This is a genomic window from Pedobacter ginsenosidimutans, from assembly GCF_001442625.1.
Classification (GTDB): domain Bacteria; phylum Bacteroidota; class Bacteroidia; order Sphingobacteriales; family Sphingobacteriaceae; genus Pedobacter; species Pedobacter ginsenosidimutans.
On the sequence record NZ_LMZQ01000006.1, the window covers coordinates 1 to 23,394 of the forward strand.

The following is a 23,394-nucleotide window of genomic DNA, read 5'->3' on the forward strand; positions in this document are numbered from 1 at the left end:
GAGCTCTTTATTTGGCCCGAACTTAAAAAATTAAAAGGATTTGTTGAGCGAAGAAATCCTGACCTAACGATCAGTGCGTACAGCTTGGCCCGAAACAGCCTGTCAGTTTGGTGCGAAACGGCGTGTCAGCTTAAATGCGAAACGCGCGTACACTTTTGCCGAAATACCCATACCCAAAAATCGATGTTTTTGACTCAAAAAACTCTTATTCATAAACATTCTCTTCTACCCTACGAGGTCTGCTTTTACGCATAGATTCTCCTAATGCCTCGATCCGATGTGCATTGTGCACAATCCTATCTAAAACCGCATCGGCAATAGTTTTATCTCCGATCATTTCAAACCAAGCGCTCACCGGAAGCTGCGAGGTAATCACGATTGAATTCTTTTCATGTCTATCTTCTACAATCTCCATCAGCATGGCCCGGGATTGTGCATCCAGTGGCTGTAACCCAAAATCATCCAGGATCAGCATCTCGGACCGCTCAATCCTAGTCATCTCTTTCACATAGCTGTTATCCGCCTTGGCCTGCTTCAGCTTGGTGAAAAGTTTGGGGGCACTCCAATAAACCACTTTATATTCCAAAGCACATGCCTGATGCCCCAATGCCGAGGCTAGGTAACTTTTTCCGATACCAGTAGGGCCGGTAATGAGCACATTTTCGTGTTTCTCGATAAACCCACATTCCGCGAGCCGCATAATCAGCGTTCGGTCAATATTCCTGTCCCTGTGAAAATTGATCTGTTCTACCGAAGCTTTATAACGGAATCTGGCGGCATCGATCAGACGGTTTATTTTTCTGTTGATCCTATCCTCGTGTTCGGCTTCGATCAGTTCAGCCAATAATTGGTCAGGTGTATAATCTTCGGTTTTACCCATTTCAAGATTGGTTTTGAATGCGTGGTACATACCAAAGAGTTTCAATGAGCGTAATTTGTTTAAAGTGTCTGAATTATTCATGTTCAGTAGATATTAACCTATTTATAATATTTTTCTCCTCTAATATTCTCATGAACGGGTGCAGGCCGCTCATGAGCAAACATATTTTCCCTGTACCCGTCCAGATTCTTTTCCAAAATGGACTGGATGGATTTAAATTTGGTGTGCACACCGAAATCCATTGCACGTCTACATGCACCAGCCAAGCGCTCAGGGCCAAACTTTTTGCCAAGACTTAGGACACCTTCACAGGAACGGATAATCTGATCCTCATGTCTGCCACTTTCCAAAATCGCCTGGATCACCATCCTTACATTTTCATCAATCTCTGCTGCTCGTTCCAGAAAAACAGCCGGGGAGCGTTCAGCAGAGTAACGGTGCAGATGATTCAGATGGCTGTTATTGGTAGTATAGGCATGCTTTGTTCTGTCTCTCTTATGCACAGCAATCCGGTCAGTTTTATAAAAAATCTCTACTGTTGATGTAGAGTACAAAATCTTAACCTTACTGTTCAAAAAGCGGATCGGCACACTATAATAATGTTTATCCGGGCCCAAACAGGCATGACCATCGGATTTAACCTTCGACCAAAACTGTTCCTGCATCTCAAAACGTTCAAGCGGCAGAGCTTTCAATTCCCTGCGCTCTATTTCCTCAAACTGCATCCGCCTGCTGTAGGTTCTGCCCTGTAATTTTTGGTTATTGTGAATTTCAAGATTTTCCCATATTGCCCTGTTAAGCTCTGCCAAGGAATAATAGCTTTTTTGCCGGATGGGCAGATAGATCCTGGTATACATAATGCGTACAGCTCCCTCTACCAATGCTTTGTCCCTGGGCTTGTAGGCCCTTGCCGGAAGGATACAAGTATCGTAATGGTGGGCAAAGGATTCGAAGGTCTGGTTCAATGTAGGCTCGTAACGGTGACTTTTCACCACTGCAGCTTTCAGATTGTCAGGTACAATTGCAGATGGCACCCCGCCCATGTAATGCATCGTGTTCTCACAGGCCTTTATAAAATCTTCCTTCTGCTGGCTCGCTACAGCTTCTACGTAGGTGAGCTGACTTGCGCCAAGTACGGCCACGAATACTTCGGCATCGATAACCTCACCGGTTTCGGGGTTCACATAACTCAGTTTTTTACCAGCAAAATCAACAAATAATTTATCTCCGACCTTATGTGTCCTATGCATGGTCGGATTGACCCTCTGCTGCCAGAATTTAAAATAATTACAGAACTGAGTATAACGGTATCCATCTGGGAATTCTTTAATGTAATCTTTCCACAGCAACTGCCTGGTGACACCCACTTTTTTAAGTTCTTTCTCCATCTGTGGGAAACAGCGGATGAGCGCTTTCATCTTTGGGCTTTCGAAAGTGGCTCTGCCCTTGATCTCCCCAAAAAGCTCGTTGAGTTCTTTATCATTCAGAGCATCTACTTCCTTGATTGGAAAGCCAAAGGATTCCAGTGTCTCGATATATTTTATGACGGTGGTTCGGGAAATGCCAATATAATCGGCAATCGTCTGCTTGCCTGTTCCCTGATCGTAGAGCCTTATAATCTGCCTAATCTTATTCATACTTATACTTGTATTAGCCATTTACCAATGGTTAACGATACCCAAAAATCAACCGCCTTGCTTAGCACAACTAAGGCACATGCGCTTAAAAGAATATCCTCTAAACCGAAGCCTACCAAGGTTCTTCAAGTAAAGATTGGATATCGTATTTAAAAATGTTTGCAGCAAAATTCCACACTTAAAGCGAGAAAAAACCAGTTGGGGAGCTTTGAAAAAACAGTCCCACGTCTGAAAAAAAAATATCTTTAATTTATTTTGCCAGTTGCTTCCTGCGAATGAATTTGCGCCGCAGTTTACCTAGCGTATCGGTAGACATTCCCATGTATTCAGCGATATATTTCAATTTTATGTTTGGAAAAAGAAGGTTGATTTTAGACTCATGCCTCAAGTAACGGGTGATTGTATCCAGCTCTATAATCTCTTTGAGATGGGTTTTTCTTGCTGTTTCATAGCTACTTCTGATCATCTCAATCATCCGGTCAGCTTCCTCGAATGAATTTTTAAGTATCCTCCAGCTATCATAGCTAAAAAGAATTGCCCTGGTATCTTTTATTACCTCTATGGAGACCTGCGAGGGCTCCTGGTCAAAAAAACCAGGCATGGCGTAAACAAAATTAGTTTTAAACCAATACCATGTTGTTTGCGACTGATAAGTATTCCGGTCTATGCTTACCTCCCTGAGTAAGCCATCAAGATTAAACCATAATAAGGATTGTTTTGCTCCGGGGTTGAGGATCATATAGCCCTTTTTATAGGTGATCTCGAAAAGCATCGGGCGTAATTTGGCTTTAAATGCCCTGCTTAAATTAGTAAAACTGTCCATAACGCCAATGATGGTATCAAATGATTCATCAGATACCGGCTTTATGGGATTCGGCTGTAAACGCTGGTCCATAGGAAAAAAAATGCCTTTCAGGCACAGAAATATTTGGTTATTTAACAAAAATAATAAATGTCAGTTACACAAATATTCAGATAATCTTTGGACAAACAAATAATCACACAGGTTGAAAGAAATGTGCGGCACTCTTAATATCACAAACTTGCAAATATGGATTATTTTGCTAAAAGTCCCTTATTTGTAAGAAACGTTAGCAGAAATAACCTTGGAAATAACTGCAATAGAAAAGCTACCATTTTTCGTTAAATCCTGGCTACCTCGTCAAGCGTGAAGGGTTTACTTTGGTCCTTCCATCTCATCACTTGCTTTTGCCAACAAGTGTATGGCTATTGTATAAATAAATTCAGGAATATTGTTAACGACTTCCCTTAGAATAATGAAGTTGTATCAATAGGCTATACTAGGTCCCGGATAATCCTTGATTCGTGGCGAGGATAGGGTTATCGATTTTGTTTTTTACTGTTTAGAAAAGCAGGCGACTTTATACCGGTAAAGGATAGATGTTATTTTGTAGTGCTGCCTTTAAAAAACATAATTTAAATCCAGTCCTGAAAACATGGCTGGTTTTCCATTTCCGATCACACTACCGATCCGCACCTCAAGGGGCAGGACAAGCTGTGCAGGGATGCGCAACCACAATGGCATATTGTAATAGTTCACCTTTAACAGTGGCCCTAACTGGACTCCCGCTGAAGGAACAAATACTGGTTTTGTTTTACCTCCGGTAAATTCCAATCCACCTTCAAGATAACTGGTAAAGCCCAAAAATCTGGTATCACTAATCCACCAATCGTAATTGCTGCGAATCCCCCCTTTTAGTAAGTGAACCCGCTCCCTTGGTTGTTCTGATCCAAATCTTCCTATGTTTCCAAAGCCATAGCTTAAGGTATAGCCGTTAAAATAGTCGAGCATACCTTTTTTTGTTCCACTCGCATTATATTCATATCGCTTCGAAAAAAGCCCGAACTTCAGCCTGAACTCACCGCTCTGCAGGTAATTACTGCGAAAAGCTCTCGTATTAAAACCAAATACAATCGAATTTCCAATCCTGCTCCTTATAAAATTACGTTCCGGCAAAAGCTGGCTGGCATTACGGGCATCTTTGGTGATCAGGCTATCTGGTAGCACCTTATCAAGATCAGTATTGTATGGGATAGGGATCAGGCTCAGTGGTTTTATAAATTCTAGCAGGCTATCTGAATCTGTTTGCTTGATGACTTTACCAGAATAAGCCTCGAACACTTCTGACAATGAAAGTTCTACAGCTTCAACCACCCTTTCAGTACCACTTTTCGCCAGCGATCCATCACCATAGGCTTTCCAAACTTCTCCACCCCTGTTCACTACCATACTGCCTTTCATAGAATAAAAATCATGTAGTGCTTTATTATTGGTAAAGGATGCCAGTGGGCTTCTGTTGACCACCAAATGGCCAGAAGAAAAAGCATCTTCTAAAAAGTGATCAGCAAAGCTGTTGAACAGGATCGCCTGTTGCAGCAGGAGTTTTGCCTGCATGGGATTCGCTTCTTTGATTTTACCGGCCTGGGCAGCCAGATCCATCGCCACTAGATGCACTGTTACATACATCGTTAAAGCATTGGTTTTCTCCAATTTACGGAAGACAGCAGCTACCTTACTTTCATCCTGCGCATCTTTAATCCAGGCTGGATTAAAAGCGGCAATCTGCGAACGTAAATCTTTTCCATAAAGATAAAAATGCGCCATGTTAACCACTGCCAATAAAGCATAACGCATATTTAATGCCACCAGTTTACCATCGGGTGCAGCAAACTGCCCTTGGTCAATGTAGGACTGGTGCATAGCGATAATCTTTTGGATGACAGATTCTCGGTTTCTCAAATGTTCTTTTAACAGCAGCGGATCGACCTCATGATCTCCATTTAATCCATTTAGCACACCATAACTGATTGGGTTTCCGCCATCAGATAAAAAACCGAAATTTTCAAAACTCCCCGTTCCATCCAGTAGTGCATCAAAGAAAAATCTACCGTTAGGTAGGTTAGCACAGGCCAATTTGAATTTGGTGAATGCTGCATCACCGATTTTTTTATGTTCTCCGTATAAATAAGCTGAACCTGGGAAGGGCATTAGCAAAAACGTCAAAATGATACCGAGCGATATCCTTAGTCTCATAAAAGTATTTATCTGGTTTATTCGTGTACAAATTTGATCTGATTTTTTGGGATTTGTTACAACAATTTGGAATTTCCCTTCCTTATAATACCCCTTATATTATTTTCATGATAATCAACAGCATCATTCAAGTTTGATGAGCTTGACAAACAGAATCATGCTGTATAATGAATGAGCTTGGGGTTTGTTTTTTACTACAAAGTTAAGCCGATCTGCCCGTTTACCGGTCAAGGGTATATGAACCTCCTTGCGGTCGGCCCTTGAGCGGTAAAGCAGCCGGCTTGGGTTTCCATTATTAAAAAACTTAAATCTTAATGTTATGGAAAATTCTTTGAAAATTTTTGATCAGACTTACTTGGATGAATATGCATCAGAATATAATATTTGTTCACATGAAAGGGATACTTTTAGTGAACTTTTAATGGCCGTTAAAGCTGGTGACGAACTAAAACTTAATTGGTTTGCACAGTTTGGCGAGGATATCCGCCAGATATTGATGAATTCATACGCCTATAGAAAAGGGTTAGTGTTTGGTTTTGGGGAGATTTGTTTTGACGAATATGGATGGCTGAAAAGACCGGTATTTTTGGATCAGAAAGAAACTGAGCTCGGACGATTGGATAAGACCCGCTGGGGAAATCACAGTACAATTACAGTGGGTAGAGGACCAAACGGGGTTTGGTGTTATGGCTTTAGTATCTCATGGGGTACTGCAGGATCATGTTCCGGGCTATCAGTGTACAATAAATCTTTTTCATCAAAACAGGTGGCTTTTGATACAGCTTTGATTTTCTTAAAGGAAAGAATGGAAGAAAAATTGGGCGATGTCGATGGAGGCAATTATAATCAGAAGATTATTAAGGCGACTCTAAAGGATATCGATAAGTATAGAGTGGCGCAGGTGCAACTGAGTCTGTTTTAGATATTGGATAAAAGAAATTAGAGCGACTGTACCATCTCAGCTTATCAATTCTCAACTGCTGTTAAAAACTGAAGACCAAGCAGACTTTTTAATCTAATTCCTTAACAGAAGAAAAGGTAACCCGAATTCGGGTTACCTTTTCATGCATCCTAGTTAAGTTTGAAATTCTTATCTAGTTCTGCCCGCCAGAATGCGTGGGACTTACTATCAGCCTTGTGTTCTTTAAGATATGCTTCAATCTTATTGAATGTACCTTTCTGCTTCCAGGTTTTTCCAGCCATGTAACGATTTATAAAATAAACCATTTCATAAGACTCTGAGCGGTTGAGCATTGTACTGTCAGGTTTACCCGTCAATTTCGGGTCATCATCAGGCCATGCTGAATCCTTATAACCTTTGTAGGCCAAATCAGTTTTTGTAAAATTTGCCATGAGCTATATTTTCATCTCAGTGCGAAGGGCACCACCTCAGGCTCTTGTAGTTTCAGAATATGCTATTATATTTGCACCGCGAAATGAAAAAATAGGATATCGAAAAATTCCAAATGTTAACCTATTCAAATGGATCTGTAAATGGTACATCAAGTCCTGTACCATTTGCAATTCGTTATAAAAACGTCTCACATTTTGACAGTTAGTGTAAAAATGACACTGGATAAATATTCTCTGATACTGCCAGATTGCCTAAAGTCAGCACACCAATCCTATACACAAAAGCCCATTTTCTGAACAAACAAACATACAACCTACAGCTATAGTGACAGTTTGGCAAGTATTGATTATAATTTTGCCATTTCTAAACCAAGCCAGGTTTCTCAAACTATTTTATACCAACTCCCCAACTAGCTTCCTACCCTCTCAGTCTCATCTTTTTCAATTTTGGCTTAGTCAAAAAAGAATTATGAACAATTTATCACAAACAAAAAGCCACGATACGACCGGCAAACATTATCCAAAGATCAAACGGATCACTACATCTCCTCGCAAAAAGATTCGCTGCAAACTACGGTGTTTTCTCTCGCCGGGCCTGGAAGATTTTATTCAGCTACAATTGCTAAAGCGTAGAACAATCAAATGAGAATCGAGGCTGGATCCGGGATTTTAACTAATCAGTTTTCTCACCTGCACTTTCCTCCTCTCATTAAGGTACTCCGCCTGTTTTTGTGGCGGAGTGAAATGTACGTTTGTGATACAAACGGATTTCACTCCCTGGCCTCGAAACTCGGAGGGAGGAGAGAAAAACACTCGGAACTCGGTTTTTCTGCTATTTACAAAGTACAGCTATGAAGTATATCAAAGTATTATGGATGGAAAGAACCTCAACAAAAAAAGCGAAAAACGCACGGAGTGGATTCATGTTAGAATGACCTCTGAGGAGATGGGTAAAGTTAATGAGCGGTACCGCAAAACGCCTTATAGAGATCTGAGCACCTATCTTCGCAAAGTCCTGCTGGAAAAACCTGTAAAAGTTAATTCCCGGAACGAGTCATTTGATCATTTCATTACCGAAATGGTACTGCTTAAAAACGAGCTAAGTGCCATAGGCAGTAATCTCAACCAGATCGCAAAAAAGATGAACAGTTATGCCACAGCACCAGGGGTTAGGATAATGGCAGATGGCTATAAAGTGGTCAAAGAAAACGTAGATACGAAAATTAGTGAGATCAAAAACAAATTGAACCAGATATCAGATGCATGGTTGCAAGGATCGTCAGCGGGAAAAATATCCGGGGAGCATTAAATTATAACGAGAAGAAAATGGGCGAAGGAAGCGCGGTATTTCTTGCTGGAGTAAATTACCTGAAAGAAAGCAGCGCTCTGGGTTATTCAGATAAGCTGTTTTTCCTGCAGCAGCGGGCAGGGCTTAATGAGCGGGTAAAAACCAATTGCCTGCACATTTCACTGAATTTCGAAAGCAAGGAGCAAATATCAAATGACAAAATGCAGCAGATCGCAAAGGATTACATGGCGCGGGTCGGTTTCGGAGAGCAACCGCTATTGATCTACAGGCACCTGGATGCCGGGCATCCGCATTGTCATATCGTTACCACGAATATTGATGCAGTCGGTAAGCGCATTAGTCTGCACAACCTGGGACGGGATTTATCGGAAGTTGCCAGACAGGAAATAGAAACCAAATATGAACTGACCCCAGCTGCAGGCCGGGGAACGGAACAGGAACTCCCCCCTCCTGACCTTTGGGCACTTAAAAAGGCGGATTACGGTAGGGATGAGACCAAAAAAGTAATTACCCAGATTGTAAATGCTGTCGTTCAGAAATACAACTACACCAGTCTGGCTGAGCTCAATGCAGCTCTGGGCAGCTTTAACATTTTGGCCGACCGTGGGCATGAAAAATCGGCTATGTATGGGGCTAAGGGGCTCTTATACCGCATTATTGATGAGAAGGGAAATAAACTAGGTGTTCCCATCAAAGCCAGCAGGATTGCAGGGAAACATACTTTGGACAAACTGGAACAGCGATTTGAAAAGAATAAATCCAAGCGTAAAATATTGGCCACAATCTTAAAACAGCGTATAAACCACGTGCTGGAAAAATATCCCAACAAACAAGGTTTCCAGGAACAGTTAAAAGAGCGGAAAATAGAGCTGCTTTACCGGACCAGCAAGGATGGGCATATATATGGCTTAACTTTTATTGATCACCTGGGGAGAGCGGTTTTCAATGGTAGCGAGCTAGGCAAAGCTTATGGCGCTAAAGCATTGTTGCAGACCTTTAACCAATTGCCACAAAAGCAAAAGGCGACAGTAAATACGACCACCTCCCTTAACAGTAAACTTCCAAATCCGGCCAAAGATGATCAAAATAGTTACCTGCAACCTGTTGCTCCTACCCATTATCTTGAAATTCTATTGGGAAGAATGGAACAGGAACATGCGCCTCACCTGCCGAAAAGAAAAAAGAAACGAAAAAAACGGGGCCAACAAACCCAGCAGATTAACCTTTAATAACTAATTCATGAATACAGGAGAAGATACCCAAGGACTACGTAAGATCCTTGATTTTACAAGGCTGATTAGCCTTTTCATATTGGCCATACATTTCTATATTACCTGTTATAGGGCATTTGAGTTTTGGGGATGGACGGCAACGCTTACCGACAGGATTGTGGTGAATATTGCAAAAACCGGTTTGTTTACCGGCATGCTTAAACCCAAACTAGCCGCCTTGTTGTTTTTGTGTATATCCTTACTCGGTGTGAAGGGCAAAAAGGATGAAAAAATCCAAAGGAATAGCATTGTGGCTTATTTGGTGTGTGGTTTACTGATTTACCTGGTTAGTGTACTGGTTTTGTATTTGCCTTGCCCTCTGACAGCGATAGCTGCCTTGTACATCGCCTTATCTGCAAGTGGTTATTTACTGGTGCTTACCGGGGGCACCTGGTTAAGCAGGTTGATTAAAAACAACCTTTCTACTGACGTGTTTAATTCGGAAAATGAAACCTTCCCGCAGGAAGAACGGCTGCTGGAAAACGAACATTCTTTTAATCTACCTACCAAATATAACTTAAAGGGTAAGACAAGGGAGGGCTGGATAAATTGTGTTAACCCTTACCGGAGCGTTTTGGTAGCCGGATCTGGTGGTGCTGGAAAGACCTATTTTGTGATCCGCCATATCATGGATCAGCAGTTAAAAAAAGCTTTTTCAATGTTCATTTATGATTTTAAGTTTGATGATTTAACCCGAATGGCTTATAATAAGCTATTAAAATATCGGTCCAATTATAAGATTAAACCAGCCTTTTACATGATTAATTTTGAAGACCTGAACAGAACGCATCGCTGCAATCCACTTGATCCCAATGGTATGGAAGATATTACCGATGCAACAGAGGCTAGTCGTACCATTATGATGGGCTTGAATAAAGACTGGCTTAAAAAACAAGGAGATTTCTTCGTTGAATCGCCAATCAATTTCTTAACCGCAGTAATCTGGTTTTTAAAGAAATACGAGAATGGCAAGTATTGCACATTGGCCCATGTTATCGAGCTAATGCAGTTGAATTACGATCCATTATTTGCTGTGTTGCAAGCTGAGGAAGAAATTAAAGCGCTGATTAATCCATTTGTTTCGGCATTGCGGAATAATGCCCAGGCGCAATTAGAGGGTCAGATTGCATCAGCTAAAATTGGCCTTGCCAGGCTTTCATCACCGCAGTTGTATTACGTGCTAACGGGTAATGATTTTACGCTTGATATTAATAATCCCGATTCGCCTAAGATTGTCTCTATGGGTAATAATCCACAGAAAATTGATACTTATGGGGCTGTGCTTTCACTTTACGTGAACCGGATGCTGAAGCTGATCAATAAAAAAGGTAAACAGAAATGTAGCTTAATTTTTGATGAATATCCGACCTTGGTGGCGAATTTAATTACCACGATTAGTACCGGCAGGAGTAATCTGATCAGTTGTACAATCGGGATACAAAGCATTGAACAGGTGAAAAAGGAATATGGCGCGGAACAGGCGGAGATTATGGCGGGTATTTGTGCCAATATTATCAGTGGGCAGGTATCGGGTGATAGTGCAAAGAAGCTTTCGGAGACTTTCGGCAAAATTATGCAGGATAGGCAAAGCATGAGCATCAATAGCAATGATACTTCTATTTCTAAATCAACACAGATGGATTATGCGATTCCAGCCTCTAAAATTGCTACGCTTTCTTCAGGAGAGTTTGTGGGTATTGTGGCGGATAGTCCTGGCGAAAAAATTCCGCAAAAAATGTTTCATGGTGAGATACAAAATGATCATGAGGCTATTGCCAAAGAGGAAGCTGGATACAAACCGCTTCCAGTTATCCGAACAGTTACAAAGGAGGATATTGATGAAAATTATTTAAGGGTTAAAAGGGATGTACAGGAGTTGATGAGGCTGGAATTGAAAAAGATCAGTGATCGTCGGCCGAAGAAATCAAATAAGAGAAAAAATCGTGATTCGGTTGCAAATCAAAAAAAGAGTAAGCAAATTAAGGAAGCTTCAGAGACACTTAGAACAAAGTAAAAAAGCTTGAATGCGATAACAACGTCCCGCTGCTCTGCTGAAAAAAAATTTCTACTTTAGCAACCTAAAAACTTAATATGTCTGCAACTCTCTCAAGAATTCCAAGGACCAAAATCGAGGTCGAACATTTTTTAGAAAATAATCGTGATGAATATGCCCAGGCATACAAGCACATTAGACCTGGTGAAGGATGGCGTATAGAATGGTACGCAGATGAGGTGTTTGGACTGATGGACACTTTGTATCATGAACTATATGATACTCTTTATAGTAAACTAACTGACACCTATTCAGCTTCCGACCAGGAAATCATTGATAACATAAAGGCCTTGGCAAAATGGGCTAAGAAAGAAAATAGTTTATTTTCGAAAATAACAAAAGTAAATGGTCATGGTGTTTTAGTAAATGTCGAAGCAACTGTCCAAGAACTATTGGTCAGGGCTTACTACAAGATGAACGAAGCTGTAAAACTCGCTATCGAAGAACAGAAAGAAAACCCTAAACACATAGAAAAGGAGAAAAAATCTAGTGCATCAGATGAATACCTTATCGGCATTATTACAGCAACTCCCGAAGAATTTAATGCGGTAAATTCACTTCTAAAGAGTCCGAAACTCCTGCCATTACTTGACGCAGACAGCCACAACTACACTAAGGGATATTTTGAAAAAGGCACTAAACGTTTGGCGGTAGTGTTATCACAAACACAAGATCAGGGAAGTTCGGCCGCTGCTGTCGCTACAACCCAAATGATCAATTCTCACAACCCAAATTTTCTAGTTATGATTGGTCACGCAGCTGGAAACAAAAACCTTATGCATACAACAGGACTTGGTGATATACTAGTTGCAAAAGAGGCATTCGATTATGGGCAAGTAACTGTGATAGAAAAAGTTACAAATGGCAATATTGAATATATTGAGAAAGACAAAAAACGGCCCATTGAGGCTGATAGAAGCTTAATTACTCGAATAAAGCAGTTTGCAGACCATAAAGCGCCATTAACTACCATCAAACAAGATTATCCTGGTAATAGTCTATTCACTAGTTCACTCAATGTTCATTTTGGAAGTATGGCCTCCGGAAACGCTTTAGTTAGATCTGAATCCTGGTTTAATAAAATTATAACTGCAAACCCGGGGGTTATAGGATTGGATATGGAAACTTATGGATTCTATTTTGCAGCGGTGAATACCAGATTCAAAAATAAACCACTATTTGTTTCAATTAAGTCGGTTTCAGATTTTGGTTCTCACAATACTGTCTATACCGCTCCATTAAAACCTCCAGTTCATCGAGTTGGCTATGCTACACATACAAGTGCCAGTTTCTTTTATGAATTCGCAATGGAACATCTCCCGCTATAACTTTTAAATACAATGAAGATATTTATTGACACTAATGTATTTTATCAGAATTGGCACCTTAGAAGCGCTCATTTTCAACTATTGATCAACTTTGCGAATAATTCAGGCGTTGAACTTTTGATGTCAGACCTGGTTTGTGAAGAGGTCCAAAATAAGCAGGAAATTTCAATGCAAGAGGTGGCTACATCTTTGAACAATTCACTTAAGGCATTCAATAAAGTTAATGCCGAAGCCTTGGAAGTAGATGTATATAGTCAGATAGAAAAATATAATTTTAAAAACATACTAGTTGATAATTTCGATAGACTAACCTTCATACCCTACGATTCGATACCTCAAAAAAAACTAGTCCATAGAGCTATCAAGCAGATAAAACCGTTTTTTACCGAAGACAAAGGATATAGAGATACGCTTATCTGGTTGTCGCTTTTGGAATATTTAAAGCATAACAAAATCAAGGATGAAATTATTTTTGTCCAGGCAAACGCAAATGATTTTTTTGAAAATAATTCGGTTAATTTCCTTCCCGAATTATTAGTTGATATCAGAGATTATGGAGTACAATGTAAATTCCTTAATTACAAATCTTTAAACGCGTTTCTAAAAGACAAAGTTTCGGAAGAAGATCACCTTTACAACTTCGATAAAGTTCAACATGAAATTCTGGACCACTATGATCTTGAGATACAGGATGAAATATCGGACTACTTAAATTCAATTAGTACCGAAGAACTTATGCGCTTAATTAATAACGACAACACTTGGTTCCCTAACATGCCTGTGATAAACAGTCATAAGTTTGAAATAATAGAAGGTATTGAAGATCCCTTAATAATTGGCTGTAAAGACACAGGTGCAAGTAGGCTAAGCATTAACTACGAATTTGAACTCAGAAGTTGTGTTCTATCGTTTACAATTTTAGATCACTACTTATTAGGGGATCCAGGTTGGATGCACAAGTATTTTCAAGAACTGGAAGAACTTCCTAATGGTCTACTACTTTCCGAGTATGCTCGAATTAGAATAGAAGCAAGTTTTAATTTGAGTATAAATTTAAAACGCATTAACGGTCTTACAATTGATCGCTTTGAGATAGGCCGTTAACCCGGCCTAAACTTTGAATTAAGTAGCCATCATCATTAGATCACCCCCTGCCCCAATTTATACACCAGTTCCGTTTTATCGTTCACCCCAACTTTCTTAAATATATTCTTCACGTGGCTCTTCACCGTATCCAGTGAAATAAACAGCTTATCCGCAATAAATTTATACTGCATTCCCTGACTGATCAAAAGTGAAATTTCTGTTTCCCTCGCCGTTAACCCATACACCGCGCAGTTATGTTCAAATATGGAAGCGCCAACACCCGCAACATAAACGGCATTCAATTGTAAATCCCTTGCACGCTCCCACCGGATGGTTTTGCGGAAACAGAGAATTGTTACCACCAAAAACCCTGAATTGGTAACCATAATCTGAATCCATTGCGAGATATGCAGGTAAACAAAAACGCCCATCAATACCCAGGGTACTACAGCAGAATAAACTTTATACATTTCCGGTTTTCCGTAAGAAAATGCCAGATCATTTTCCGAAGGGTTTTGAGACCGGATTGCTTTTAACATTATAAACAGTAAGATTAACGCATAAACACCTGGTATAATCATGCCATAACTGGTGGCATATTCGAGTTTACCGGTAAGCGGATATGCAAACAAAAAGGAAACACCAAAAGGGATCAACAAAAACATGGGTACGCCATAAAACACATGCCACCTTAATGCCCGAAGGCCAAAGGCCATATAAAAATAACAAGGAAAATAGGACGCAATCAGAAAGCCACTTCCATAGGAAATGATATTCTGCGCCATGATGGGGATAGCAAAATTTGAATCCGGGAAGAGCCCGCAGGATATATTATACAGGATCAATAACACCAGTAACAAACAATACCACAATCTTGGTTTTTCCTGTGGTCTGGAAAGATAAAGGATAACCTGGGAAAAGAACATACCGAATTCCAGCACACTGACCACAAAGGTGAGTATGTGCATTTCGGAATTAAAAATATACATAGGAGATGAATTAAAAACCGCTAAGAAAAATTCAAAAAAATGGCAGAAGCCTGGTAGCTAAAAGGTGATAATCAGCCGGCCGGTCCTGATCTCCCGATCAGAACCGCACCGGTGATCCTCTCAACAACCCTTTTATTACGAACCAAAGAATCTACAAAGAACCCTCATCACGTTCAGTTTCCGCCAGTTTCCAAACTGCTTCGATGACTTGGCCGATGGCTTTTTCAAAAGCCACCTTATCGCGTTCTTCGTTGATGTCGACACCACAAACTTTACTTTTATTGGTTCCAGCATGCCAGACGGTATAGTAAATACCACCTAGCACTAATGCAAGAACCGCACGGAAACTAATTCCTGAATCCTTAAAATGGGGATCGGTTAATTTTGCTATCGGATCTCCCTGCGCTTCGCGTTCATCAGAAATCTCTTTCAGAAGCGGATGGGATTCAGAAACCTGCCACTGGATCATTTTCTGCATTTCTGCATTGGTCAAGAAGTGGTGAAACTGCTCTTTAAAGATGGCGCTGATATAGCCCGGTAATTCGTGTTCTTTTGGCTTTTTGGTCAGCCGGAACTTTTCAAAGATGGGCTTCCAGAAATCACGGCCACGGATATAGGTTTTAAGCAGATTGTTATAACTGGTAAAATACCAGTAGATCAATTTCTTGTTCACCCCTGCCCTTATTCCGATCTTATTTACTCCAAGTCCTTTATATCCTTCTTCAGTCAGGATTACCCCTACCGTATCGACAAGTAACTGTTTGGTGATTTCCGGATCCCGTGACTTGTAAGGCCCTCTTTGTTTGTTCATATTTGGTTAGCTATAATTTAGTTTGTTGATTTTATACTTCCGTGGCGAGCCGGATCGGAAGTTTTCTGGATATATCTTCGTAAGCATTAAGCACGATATCCAGATGTTCTTTTTTGTGGGTAGCCATTAGGCTCATCCTGATCCTGGAATCTTTTTTTGGAACGGCCGGATAAATGATGGGGTTGGCGTATACGCCAGCCTTCAATAGTAACCTGCTTACTTCCCCGGTTAATTTTGCATCACGTATTTTAACCGGGATAATGGCAGATGAAGTGGTACCGATATCAAGACCTAGACTTCTCAAACCATCTGAAAAATAGCGCACATTTTCCCAGAGCATATCCATCCATTCGGGTTCCTCATCAATCAGTTCGATGGCCTTGATGATGGACATTGCGGCGGGCGTACTGGTTGCAGAAAATAGATGTTGGCGGCTTTGGAATTTCAGGAAGCGGATCAGATCCGGGCTTGCGATTACGTAGCCACCGATGTGCCCAAAGGTTTTACTGAATGTTCCTGAGATGATATCTACCTTGTCAAATAGATCATATAGTTCAATTACGCCCCTGCCTGTTGTTCCGATTACTCCTGTTCCGTGCGCATCGTCTAACATCACATATCCTCCATACTGGTGTACGAGTTCAACAATCTGATCGAGTGGCGCAAGATCACCATCCTGGGAATATACGCCGTCGATAACGACAATAATCGAGCGGTATTTTCCTTTGGATTGTTTGAGTATGCGCTCCAACATTTCCAGGTTGTTATGCAAAAAGGTTTTTACGTTCTTTCCGCGCAAACCTTCCTGTACGCTGGCATGAACACCCATATCGATGATGGCCAGATCTTCATCCTGCAACATGCAGAGTAATGTGGCGCTATTGGCGGTATATCCTGTGGTATAAATAATGGCTGCATCACGCCTGAAAAAAGCAGCGATCTTGTTTTCCAGTTCCTGATGGAAACTAAAGTGACCACCAATGGCAGGTGACGCTCCAGCACCTGTACCATAATAAGTGATCCCAAAGACCGCCGCTTTTTTAACCAGGTGGTGCTGGGTGAAACCCAGATAATCATTGGATACCAGTCCTACATAATTACGCGGACCACCGAAACCTTTGATGTCCATGTTTACCGTTGGTCCGCAACCAGTGGTGCTTTCCAGCCGGTAATTCAGGTGTCCCCTTTTATCCAAGGAGTCTAAATAATCGCTAAACAATGCGCTCCGCTCGTACACATTGTAACCTTTAGGATTTTCAAAGTCTTTGAAAGATGCCTGCTCAAAATCAATAATTGTTTTGTTCATTTTTAATAATTTTAAGAATAATGAAAAAGTATGGCAGCGAAACTAGAGCAGTAATTTCCGCTTAGTGGTGAATTAGCAGAACTATTTTCAAATAGTGTTTTTAGGAAGCTAAAAAGCGCCTAATCAATCAGTTAAAATCTTTCTAAAAACTACCGAAAAGGGCATAAAAATCTCATTAAGGCTAAATTCTGACCAGTTGAACTTTGCAGGAATTCCATCTATTAGATTTTTTCCGAAAGCACTTATTTTTATCAGTTGCTGCTTATTATTTTTTCATCATTGGCATCTTGGTTTTAGGTATTCCTTATCGTTTTTGGTTATGATATCTGGTTTATTTATTTTGTTGTTGGCGGAATGATTCCCTTCTAAATTCCCTTGCGCTCATACCGGTCATTTCTTTAAAGAAGCGGCTAAACCGTCCGGAGCTTTTAAAGCCGGTCAGGTAGGCGATTTCTTTGATGATTTTAGTTCTGTCCTGTAGCATTTCCCGGCTTGCCTTTAATCTGCGGTCCAGGATCAACTGGTATACGGTTTGGCCAAGTGCAAAACTGGTCAGCCTGTTTAGTGTTCTGGGTTTGATGTTTAACTGTTCGCTATAGAAGCTCACTTTTTTATCGGTTGCATAATGGCTTTCGATTAATCCGGTTAATTTTTCCAGTTGTTTGTAATCCCAAAAATCGCATTCCCTTTTTCTGGTTACTTCGGCCTTTGCAGGTCTAACGGCCAGTTTGGCAAGGGTAAATTCCTGTCTGGATTTTAGCCTACGGTTAAGCAGCGTCAGATCGGTATCGTTTTGATCTAAATGAGATGGCTGGTGGATATGTAGAGTCTGGTTTTCCATTATACCAATTCTTTAGCTGATAATTTTTCGATGAAACCATTGATGATGCCGATATATTCGGGTTTTTCCTTCAGGTCGCCATGTCCGCCTGCCAAGATGAACTGTTGTTTGATGGTTGATCCAAGGCGGTTTAATATCCTTTCGGCGTGATCTGGTGTGATGATGTGATCTGATAAGCCATGGATGACGAGGGCGGGCATAAAGATGTCTTTTGCTTTTTCCGCATTGTTGAGCGGAAATGCGGGGCAGAGTCCAGCGGAAAATTCCATTTCATTAATGGAGGAATAACCGCTTTCCATGATCACGGCTTTTGCTGGTTTACAGGTGGCCAGGTGAGCTACCATCGCTGCACCCATGGAGTAACCGTATAGGATGATCTGATCAGGATGGTAACCGAGGAACGCTGCAAACTCGTAGACTTTTTCGGCATCTGAGTACAACAGTTCTTCTCCTGTTATTTCACCACCGGATTTACCGAAGCTACGGTAATCGGTAACCAGGATGTTATATCCCCAGTCGAACACCATGGCATGGTTATCCAAGAAATTCTGGAGGTTCTTTGCATTACCCTGAAAATAAATCATTAAATATTTATTTGTGGGTTTTTCGTATAGAAGTCCGTTCAGGGTAATGTCTTTTTCAACTGGCACAAATATTTCTATGGTAAATTGGGGCAATACAAATTCGTATTCCGGTTCAAGTTTTATGGGTTCAAAAATTATGGCAGTTTGTTCCTGTATGTTTGGTGATATCATTTCGTTTTTTTTAAGTAATGATGTTCTGTCGAACAATGGCCTGGGCATTGTTGCCCGAAGCCGATCATTACAACGTATCTTTTTTTATTGCACAACTTAATAGAGTATTTGGACAGGTAATTTTTACCACGTTTTTAATGGTTTTTTCATTTACTAAAAAGGGGCGGCTATCCAGCTTCACCCCATTTCCAATTAACTAACTATTCTTATTCTACTTCTACCTAGTAGCTCTTTTACCTGTTGGCCATTATAAATTGACCGCGGACCCGCCATCCAGCGGGCCCCGATCAGAAAACCAAAGACTAAATGTCTTTACTCAACTAAAAAACCATAATGGCTATGGTATTATCTTGATTCTTTTCAGCCTTTATTTAGCTGCTGAAAAGGTGTATATACTTGTACTTTTGTAAACCTGCCCCGGTCTTAAAACCGTATTTGGAAAGTTTGGGTGGTTTGGGCTGTCCGGGAAATGTTGTGTTTCCAGACAGAATGCGGTTCTGAAATCATCTAATCCCGTACGCAGTTTGTTTTTGCTTTGCATAAAATTGCCTGAATAAAACTGGAGGCCTGGTTCAGTGGTATAAACTTCCATGGTGATTCCTGATAAATCTCCGGTGACTACGGCTGCTGGCATCATTTTGCTAGGGTTTAACACGTAGTTGTGGTCATATCCTTTACCGAATTTTAACTGCTGATTATCTGCGTTGATCCGGCTTCCGATTTTTTCAGAAATCCTGAAATCAAATGGTGTTCCCTTTACGCTGGCAAGTGCTCCAGTTGGAATGAGTGTACTGCCTACAGGAGTGTAGCCGTTGGCATTGATCATTAAATTGTGGCTTAATATGCTGCCTGCACCGTTCAGGTTGAAAAATGCATGATTGGTGAGGTTAACAATGGTTGGCTCGTCTGTGGATGCAGAATATTCCAGTTCCAGGTGATTATCGTGGGTTAGCGTGTAGGTTACCATGGCATTTAACTTTCCTGGGAATCCTTCTTCGCCTGCCTTACTTGTATATTTTAATACTAGCACGGAATCGCCTATTCTCTTGGCATCCCAAACTCTGTACTGAAATCCCTGTTTTCCGCCATGCAGTGCGTTTGGACCATTATTGGGGATGATCTGATAGGCTTTGCCATCGATGCTGAATTTGCCTTTAGCAATACGGTTGCCGTATCTTCCGATGGTGGCACCAAAGTAAGGCTCGCTGCTGTCTTTATATCCATCCAGATCATTAAATCCTACCACTACATCAACGGTATCTCCTTTTGCGTTTGGAACGAGCAGGGATACAAGCCTGCCACCGTAGTTGGTGATGGCTGCTTTCATGCCCTGTTTATTTTTAAGGATAAACAGATCGGTATGTTTTCCGTCGATTTCCTGCTGGAAGTTTTCAGCGGAAGGGATTTGACCTGGCAGGGTTGTTTTTGTTGGTTTGCATCCAGCTGCGAGGATGAGCAGAAGGATTGGCAGGGAAGATTTGATTTTCATGGTATTTTGAGTTAATTATATTTTAATGCAGATTGATCCATGATTGCGGTGCTATGTTCCATGATCACAATGCGGTCAATGAGTTCAGAAAGTCCTAGTGCAATGGAGGTATAGATTTCGGTTAGGAAATCGCTACTAGGATTTAGGCCTTTCAGCTCGGTATTGTACTGATCGAGTTTAGATACTTCTGCAAGCAGGAATTCTGCTTCTCTTTTGTGAAAGGCTAACAGATAGGGATATCCGTTAATCTTTTCATTCCATTTCCAGCTGATGCTAAGGTTGATCCGTTTAAATTCTGTTTCCAGAAAATGAAAATTAGCTTTGCCTGGAGTGAATGTCACTTGCCGCTTTAGATCGTAGATCAGCATGCCGATACTGCATAAATCATTTTGCATGTTAACTTGTGATGACTTTATCTTTATTTATACACTATTCTTTTGGAAGCAAGACCAACCGGACATAATTATCTTCGTTAAAAAAGGTTTTGGCAGCCTGTTGTAAGGTAGCTGTATCGAGTTTTTCTATTGCTTCGTTCAGTTTTAAGAAGCTTAGAGGATCTTCCTGGTTTAAATATTGACCAGATATATAGTTCAACCAGAAACCATTGTCTTTAGCAGCCAGTTCGTTTTGTCGGAGTTCTTCCGCTTTGAATTTCTGGAGATCAACAGCTGAAATACCGTTTTCTTTAAGTTTCCTGATTTCGTCTAAGGTGGCAGAGATCAGTTTTTCGACATTTGCTGGAGCGCAACCAAAACCAACGGTGAAACTGTATCTTGCTGTTGGGTATTTGTTATTGCTCATTTGAGCACTTGGCGTATATACGCCTCCTTCTGTTTCTCTCAGTCGCTCAGTTAACCGGTATTGCAGGATTTCCTGAAGTGCATTTAAAGACAGGTTATTTTTAGGATTAAATTCATAATTCCCGCTGAATACCATACGCACGGTAGCTTTATCTTCTTTACCTGCATTTACTGTTTTGGCAATTTTTCCAGAAGGTATATGTATGCCCAAATCTTTAGCACTTTCGGTGAAGCCGGATGATGGCAGCGAACCGATATATTGTTCCGCATAGGATTTTAGGCTATCGCTATTGATATTCCCCACAAAAAAGAAGGTGAAATCTCCTGCATTCGCAAAACGTTCTTTATAGATCTGGACTGCTTTATCAAGTTCTATGGATTTTAGTTTATCCAGCGTTGGTCCGGTTCTTCTTGGATTATAGCCGCCCAGTACCGCGGAAACGGTATCTGAGAAAATTGCATCCGGGTCGGTATAACGATTGGCGATTCTTTCGGCTGAGTTTCTGATGATCTTGGCGAATAGCGCTGTATCTTTTCTTGGAGAAGTGAAGTATAAGTGTAGCAGTTCCATTGCAGTATGCAGATCTTTAACGGATGATCCGCCTTGAAGTCCTTCTACCCTATCTGAAATAAATGGTTGAATGGATACCTGTTTTCCGTTTAGGATTTTGGGTAAAGAAATGTTGTCATATTCACCAAGTCCAAAACTAGCAACGATACCCGCAGCATTGGCGGCTGATTCATAATCCTGGTTATTATAAAGGGAAGTTCCACCCGGACTTAAAGCCAAAAACGAAATTTCATCGTGTTTAAAATCGGTTGGTTTCAAAACTATTTTAGCGCCATTACTTAACATCCACTCCATTACGCCGATTTCTGGGATTCGTTTTTCTGATACAATTTTTCCTTTTGGTGGGAGATTGGTGATTAGTCCGTTACTAAAAGTTGTTTCGGTGTATGGTTTGATGGTGGCGTTTTCTACGGTGTTTATCCAACCATCTACTTCATTTTTTACCGGCATTATGGTTTTTTCACTCTCAGGACCTGTAATGATGATGTCGCGATCGGTTGCTTTGAGGAACATTTTGGCTGCTGCATTAATTTCAGCGAGGGTTATTCCCGGCAAGATTTCATTTACGAGTTTATTTTCGGTCTCAATCCCTGTGGCAGCCTCTCCTTTGAGAAAATGGGTTTTATATTGATCAGCTAAACTTGTTGAACTTTGTTTGTCTTTTTCTTTTAAAGCAGCTTGCATCTGGGAAAGAAGGGATTGTTTGCTTCTTTGTAGTTCAGTGGCAATAAAACCGTTTCTCTTAATGCCTTCAATGATTGTCCATGCAGAAATAAATCCGTTTTTTAGTTGGCATTTTTTGGGTACGAGTTCTATAGATAAGGCATCAAGACCTCCCATCATACTGCCATATCCGCCGGATAGTTTTAAAAATGGCGCATCTGGCTTTTTAGCGGATTCTGCTAGTCTTGAAGAAAACATGCTGGAGAAGAGGTTGGTGATCAGGCTTTTTCTAAAATCAGCCTCTGTTTTGTTGATGCGTTCTTTAAACTTGATGCTGATGTCAACAGAAGTTTGAGGGATTTCGCTATCGGTGATGGTTTTGAACTGGTTTTTTCCGGTTAAGGGGATGGCATAAACTGTTCTTAGTTTGGGTTGAATTGGGTTCTTTAAATCTGAAAATAGTGTTTTGATCTGTGTTTCTATTGCAGTAACATCAATATCTCCTACAATGATTACGGCTTGCAGGTTTGGTCTGTACCAATCTTTATAAAATGAGCGGATTACAGCTGGCTTGAAGTTTTTTAAGACCTCATCTGTTCCGATAGGCAGGCGGTTAACGTATCTGGAGTCATTCAGCACTACCGGTAAGGTCTGGTCCTGTACCCTTTGCTGAGCGCCCATTCTCAGGCGCTTTTCTTCCAAGATCACACCACGCTCGCTATTGATTTCCGCGGGGTCTAGGGTCGCATCCTGCGCCCAGTCGCGCAGGATTTGAAGCCCGTGTTTAAGGATATCCGGCTTATCGGTTGGTATAGGCAATTGGTATACGGTTTCATCAAAACCTGTATAGGCGTTCAGGTCTGCTCCGAAGCGGATTCCCGAACGTTGCAAGTAATTGATGAGCTCGTTTTTAGGAAAGTTTTTGGTTCCGTTGAAGCTCATGTGTTCAATAAAATGGGCAAGTCCTTGTTGGTCATCGTTTTCCAGGATTGATCCTGCTTTAACGACCAGATATAATGTTGCTCGCTTTTGGGGTTCTGTGTTTTTTCGGATGTAATAGGTAAGCCCATTAGTGAGCCTACCTGTTTTTACCAATTTATCCAGTGGCAGGGATTGGGCCGATGCTACAGAAGTAATTGCTGTTATTATCAGCGCCAGTCCTTGGCTAATGGTATATTTCAAATTTAATTTCATTGT

General features: G+C 40.9%; 19 protein-coding genes. 6 read left to right on the forward strand and 13 right to left on the reverse strand.

Annotated elements, in window-relative coordinates; all coding sequences use genetic code 11:
• Positions 1-205: 205 nt before the first annotated feature.
• The 4 genes from istB to ASU31_RS10370 form a co-directional block, all read right to left on the reverse strand.
• On the reverse strand, positions 206-961 hold the full coding sequence (gene istB / locus ASU31_RS10355; protein WP_057932256.1) for an IS21-like element helper ATPase IstB: 756 nt from the start codon (positions 959-961) through the stop codon (positions 206-208).
• 17 nt (positions 962-978) lie between these two features.
• Positions 979-2,517 carry an IS21 family transposase gene (istA, locus tag ASU31_RS10360; protein ID WP_245224530.1) on the reverse strand — a complete coding sequence of 513 codons (1,539 nt, stop codon included), beginning with the start codon at positions 2,515-2,517 and terminating at the stop codon, positions 979-981.
• Between the two features lie 250 nt (positions 2,518-2,767).
• Positions 2,768-3,412 (reverse strand): Crp/Fnr family transcriptional regulator, encoded by a 645-nt coding sequence (locus tag ASU31_RS10365; protein ID WP_057932258.1) that lies wholly within the window; start codon positions 3,410-3,412, stop codon positions 2,768-2,770.
• 528 nt (positions 3,413-3,940) lie between these two features.
• Positions 3,941-5,572, reverse strand: a complete 1,632-nt coding sequence (locus ASU31_RS10370) for a hypothetical protein (protein WP_157257965.1) — start codon at positions 5,570-5,572, stop codon at positions 3,941-3,943.
• A gap of 319 nt (positions 5,573-5,891) precedes the next feature.
• Between ASU31_RS10370 and ASU31_RS10375 the strand changes: the two genes are divergently transcribed.
• Positions 5,892-6,494: a hypothetical protein gene (locus ASU31_RS10375; protein ID WP_057932260.1), complete on the forward strand. Its 603-nt coding sequence runs from the start codon at positions 5,892-5,894 to the stop codon at positions 6,492-6,494.
• Positions 6,495-6,643: 149 nt separating this feature from the next.
• Here the strand turns inward: ASU31_RS10375 and ASU31_RS10380 are convergent, their stop codons facing one another.
• The gene (locus tag ASU31_RS10380; protein WP_057932261.1) at positions 6,644-6,925 is read right to left on the reverse strand and encodes a hypothetical protein; all 282 of its coding nucleotides are present in this window, start codon (positions 6,923-6,925) and stop codon (positions 6,644-6,646) included.
• 871 nt (positions 6,926-7,796) lie between these two features.
• Here ASU31_RS10380 and ASU31_RS10385 point away from each other — a divergent pair.
• From ASU31_RS10385 to ASU31_RS10405, 5 genes are all read left to right on the forward strand, one after another.
• A complete protein-coding gene (locus ASU31_RS10385) occupies positions 7,797-8,234 on the forward strand; it encodes a plasmid mobilization protein (protein ID WP_057932262.1) in 438 nt (145 codons plus the stop codon).
• Positions 8,235-8,251: 17 nt separating this feature from the next.
• Positions 8,252-9,463: a relaxase/mobilization nuclease domain-containing protein gene (locus ASU31_RS10390; RefSeq protein WP_057932263.1), complete on the forward strand. Its 1,212-nt coding sequence runs from the start codon at positions 8,252-8,254 to the stop codon at positions 9,461-9,463.
• 10 nt (positions 9,464-9,473) lie between these two features.
• Complete coding sequence (mobC, locus tag ASU31_RS10395; protein ID WP_057932264.1) at positions 9,474-11,519, forward strand: conjugal transfer protein MobC; 2,046 nt, start codon at positions 9,474-9,476, stop codon at positions 11,517-11,519.
• A gap of 77 nt (positions 11,520-11,596) precedes the next feature.
• Complete coding sequence (locus tag ASU31_RS10400; protein ID WP_057932265.1) at positions 11,597-12,886, forward strand: 5'-methylthioadenosine/S-adenosylhomocysteine nucleosidase family protein; 1,290 nt, start codon at positions 11,597-11,599, stop codon at positions 12,884-12,886.
• A 12-nt stretch (positions 12,887-12,898) separates the two neighbouring features.
• Positions 12,899-13,990, forward strand: a complete 1,092-nt coding sequence (locus ASU31_RS10405) for a PIN domain-containing protein (protein WP_057932266.1) — start codon at positions 12,899-12,901, stop codon at positions 13,988-13,990.
• A 35-nt stretch (positions 13,991-14,025) separates the two neighbouring features.
• Here the strand turns inward: ASU31_RS10405 and ASU31_RS10410 are convergent, their stop codons facing one another.
• From ASU31_RS10410 to ASU31_RS10445, 8 genes are all read right to left on the reverse strand, one after another.
• Positions 14,026-14,961: a response regulator transcription factor gene (locus ASU31_RS10410; protein WP_245224531.1), complete on the reverse strand. Its 936-nt coding sequence runs from the start codon at positions 14,959-14,961 to the stop codon at positions 14,026-14,028.
• Positions 14,962-15,112: 151 nt separating this feature from the next.
• On the reverse strand, positions 15,113-15,772 hold the full coding sequence (locus ASU31_RS10415; protein WP_057932268.1) for a TetR/AcrR family transcriptional regulator: 660 nt from the start codon (positions 15,770-15,772) through the stop codon (positions 15,113-15,115).
• 31 nt (positions 15,773-15,803) lie between these two features.
• Positions 15,804-17,078, reverse strand: coding sequence for an aminotransferase class I/II-fold pyridoxal phosphate-dependent enzyme (locus ASU31_RS10420; RefSeq protein WP_057932269.1), 1,275 nt, complete (start codon positions 17,076-17,078; stop codon positions 15,804-15,806).
• A gap of 331 nt (positions 17,079-17,409) precedes the next feature.
• Entirely contained in the window at positions 17,410-17,919 is a 510-nt protein-coding gene (locus ASU31_RS10425) for a helix-turn-helix domain-containing protein (RefSeq protein ID WP_057932270.1), read from the reverse strand.
• Complete coding sequence (locus ASU31_RS10430; protein WP_167346173.1) at positions 17,919-18,674, reverse strand: alpha/beta hydrolase; 756 nt, start codon at positions 18,672-18,674, stop codon at positions 17,919-17,921. The genes ASU31_RS10425 and ASU31_RS10430 overlap by 1 nt, the downstream gene beginning before the upstream one ends.
• A 367-nt stretch (positions 18,675-19,041) precedes the next feature.
• Positions 19,042-20,163: an aldose epimerase family protein gene (locus ASU31_RS10435; protein WP_057932272.1), complete on the reverse strand. Its 1,122-nt coding sequence runs from the start codon at positions 20,161-20,163 to the stop codon at positions 19,042-19,044.
• Between the two features lie 11 nt (positions 20,164-20,174).
• Positions 20,175-20,558, reverse strand: coding sequence for a hypothetical protein (locus tag ASU31_RS10440; protein WP_157257966.1), 384 nt, complete (start codon positions 20,556-20,558; stop codon positions 20,175-20,177).
• A gap of 34 nt (positions 20,559-20,592) precedes the next feature.
• Positions 20,593-23,391, reverse strand: coding sequence for a M16 family metallopeptidase (locus tag ASU31_RS10445; protein WP_083505329.1), 2,799 nt, complete (start codon positions 23,389-23,391; stop codon positions 20,593-20,595).
• Positions 23,392-23,394 lie beyond the last annotated feature (3 nt).

Excerpts from the sequence above, each read along its gene's own strand:
- istB (WP_057932256.1), bottom strand. The coding sequence starts at position 961 with ATGAATAATTCAGACACTTTAAACAAATTACGCTCATTGAAACTCTTT.
- istA (WP_245224530.1), bottom strand. The coding sequence starts at position 2,517 with ATGAATAAGATTAGGCAGATTATAAGGCTCTACGATCAGGGAACAGGC.
- ASU31_RS10365 (WP_057932258.1), bottom strand. The coding sequence starts at position 3,412 with ATGGACCAGCGTTTACAGCCGAATCCCATAAAGCCGGTATCTGATGAA.
- ASU31_RS10370 (WP_157257965.1), bottom strand. The coding sequence starts at position 5,572 with ATGAGACTAAGGATATCGCTCGGTATCATTTTGACGTTTTTGCTAATG.
- ASU31_RS10375 (WP_057932260.1), top strand. The coding sequence starts at position 5,892 with ATGGAAAATTCTTTGAAAATTTTTGATCAGACTTACTTGGATGAATAT.
- ASU31_RS10380 (WP_057932261.1), bottom strand. The coding sequence starts at position 6,925 with ATGGCAAATTTTACAAAAACTGATTTGGCCTACAAAGGTTATAAGGAT.
- ASU31_RS10385 (WP_057932262.1), top strand. The coding sequence starts at position 7,797 with ATGGATGGAAAGAACCTCAACAAAAAAAGCGAAAAACGCACGGAGTGG.
- ASU31_RS10390 (WP_057932263.1), top strand. The coding sequence starts at position 8,252 with ATGGGCGAAGGAAGCGCGGTATTTCTTGCTGGAGTAAATTACCTGAAA.
- mobC (WP_057932264.1), top strand. The coding sequence starts at position 9,474 with ATGAATACAGGAGAAGATACCCAAGGACTACGTAAGATCCTTGATTTT.
- ASU31_RS10400 (WP_057932265.1), top strand. The coding sequence starts at position 11,597 with ATGTCTGCAACTCTCTCAAGAATTCCAAGGACCAAAATCGAGGTCGAA.
- ASU31_RS10405 (WP_057932266.1), top strand. The coding sequence starts at position 12,899 with ATGAAGATATTTATTGACACTAATGTATTTTATCAGAATTGGCACCTT.
- ASU31_RS10410 (WP_245224531.1), bottom strand. The coding sequence starts at position 14,961 with ATGTATATTTTTAATTCCGAAATGCACATACTCACCTTTGTGGTCAGT.
- ASU31_RS10415 (WP_057932268.1), bottom strand. The coding sequence starts at position 15,772 with ATGAACAAACAAAGAGGGCCTTACAAGTCACGGGATCCGGAAATCACC.
- ASU31_RS10420 (WP_057932269.1), bottom strand. The coding sequence starts at position 17,078 with ATGAACAAAACAATTATTGATTTTGAGCAGGCATCTTTCAAAGACTTT.
- ASU31_RS10425 (WP_057932270.1), bottom strand. The coding sequence starts at position 17,919 with ATGGAAAACCAGACTCTACATATCCACCAGCCATCTCATTTAGATCAA.
- ASU31_RS10430 (WP_167346173.1), bottom strand. The coding sequence starts at position 18,674 with ATGATATCACCAAACATACAGGAACAAACTGCCATAATTTTTGAACCC.
- ASU31_RS10435 (WP_057932272.1), bottom strand. The coding sequence starts at position 20,163 with ATGAAAATCAAATCTTCCCTGCCAATCCTTCTGCTCATCCTCGCAGCT.
- ASU31_RS10440 (WP_157257966.1), bottom strand. The coding sequence starts at position 20,558 with ATGCAAAATGATTTATGCAGTATCGGCATGCTGATCTACGATCTAAAG.
- ASU31_RS10445 (WP_083505329.1), bottom strand. The coding sequence starts at position 23,391 with ATGAAATTAAATTTGAAATATACCATTAGCCAAGGACTGGCGCTGATA.